Annotated in this window: 1 protein-coding gene and 1 pseudogene; both read left to right on the top strand. The window is 69.3% G+C overall.

Translation table 11 applies throughout. The features are described from left to right. Positions 1 to 333, top strand: a pseudogene (locus tag AC1DYI_RS34200) (type 1 glutamine amidotransferase domain-containing protein); the annotation flags it as partial. A gap of 61 nt (positions 334 to 394) precedes the next feature. Next, positions 395 to 1,918, top strand: a 1,524-nt coding sequence (locus tag AC1DYI_RS34195; RefSeq protein WP_477208554.1) for a GAF domain-containing protein, incomplete at its 3' end; no start/stop codon positions are given.

Raw genomic sequence — 1,918 nt, 5'->3', positions numbered from 1 at the left:
CAGGAACGCACCGCCAGCCTGCTGGCCCACGTCGGCCGCTTCTGGGACCCGAACTACTACCGCACCTACCTCGAAGCACCGGACCAACCGGCGGGCTACATGTCGGTGCAGCAAGAGGTCACGCGGGCGTTGCAACGGCCCGAAGACTTTCTCGACGTGCCACGCGCCGACCCGCACCATCGCCGCAAGACATCCGGCCTGGCCCGCGACACGGTGGACGACGACACGCCGGCCTGGGTGGTGGTCGACGGTCGTTATGTCTCGGGCCGCTGGCCGGGCGATGTGCACACGCTGGCCCGGCGCTTCTCGCAGATCCTGAACCACAGTCACTGACGCAAACAACGCCATCGCCGGGCTGGGATACGCTTGCCAGCTCCACCAAGGCGCCCCCTTCATGCCTGCTCGCCGTTTCTCGCTGATCTCGCTGCGCGGCTACCTGGTGGCCTTGGTGGTGACGCTGCTCGCCTTCGGCGCGCAGTGGGCGGTGCGGCCGTGGCTGGGGCACAAGGTGCCGTTCATCGCGTTCCTGCCCGCGGTGGCGTTGGCCGCGGCGATGGGCGGGCGTGGCCCCGGGTTGATCCCGTTGGCCGGCGGCATCGTCAGTGCTTCGTTGTGGCTGCCGCTGGTGGGCGAAAACGGCGCCAGCACGGATCCTGCAGATTGGCTCTCGCTGCTGCTGTTCTGCGCCTTCGGGGCCATGCTGGCCGAGCTCGGTGCGCTGATGCGGCGCACCGGCGAGCGGGCCTCGGCTGCCGAAGAGCGGCTGGTGATGGCCATCCAGGGCACCGGCATCGGCGTGTTCGACATCGACCTCGTCGCCGAGACGGCCTATGTGTCGCCAGCGCTGGCCCGGCTGGTCAACCTGCCGGTGTCGTCCAGCGCGGTGCCGCTGGCGGACTGGCTGGCCCGTACGCCGCCCGATCTCCTGGCCGAAAGCCGGCGCCAGCTGATCGACAAATTCCGCGCCCGCTCTCGCGGCTATGAGCGCGAGATCCGCGTGCTGCAGGCCGACGGTTCGCCGCTGTGGTTGCTGCTGCGTGTTCACCTGACCTGGATGGAAGACCGCGCAGTGCGGCTGCGCGGCGCCTGCGTCGACATCACCGAGCGCAAGGCGATCGATTCGCAGCTGAGCCGCGCCAAGGCCGAGCTGAGCCAGCAGGTCGACGACCTGGACCAGCTGCACGAGTTGAGCAGCAACCTGCCGGACGCTGACACGTTGCGCGAGCAGCTGCAGATGATCCTGACGACGCTGGCGCACTTTCATGGCAGCGGCCGCGGCCTGCTGTTCCTGCTCGATCCGGCGAGCCGGCGCCTGAACCTCGAGGCCAGCCTCGGCTTCAGCACCGAGACCACCAGCCGGCTGGCCAGCGTGGCGCTGGGCGAGGGAGTGAGCGGTGTGGTCGGCGCGCAGCGTGAGCGGGTGGTGGTGGCCGACACCGAGGCCGAGCAGCGTTTTGCCGGCCTGGGCGAGATGGCGCGGCGCGAGGGCTTTCGTGCGGTCCACAGCACGCCCTTGCTCAGCTCGCAGGGTGAGGTGCTGGGCGTGATCTCGGTCTACCTCGAGCGACCACACGAGCCGACCGAGCGCGAGTGCGCGTTGGCCGACATCTGCGCCCGCAAGGCGGCGGTGTTCAGCGAACGCGCCCGCGCCCAGGCCGCGCTGGAGGAATCGCAGGGGCGCTTTCGCGCGGTGCTCGAAACGTCGGCTGTGCCCTTCGTCGTGCTGACGCCGCTGCACAACGAAGCCGGCGAGATCGTCGACTTCAGCTGGAACTACATGAATGGCGCCGCCGCGCTGTCGCTGCAACGTTCGCCGTCTGAATTGCTGGGCCACCCGCTGGCCGAAGTGCTGCCGAAGAGCTGGTTCGACAGCGACCCGTTCAAGCAGTACGTGGCGGTTGCCGGCGAGCGGCAGACG

The organism is Ideonella sp. P3_A4, from assembly GCF_056403075.1.
The sequence above is the reverse complement of the archived record's forward strand: the minus strand, read 5'-3'. Positions and strand labels throughout refer to the sequence as shown.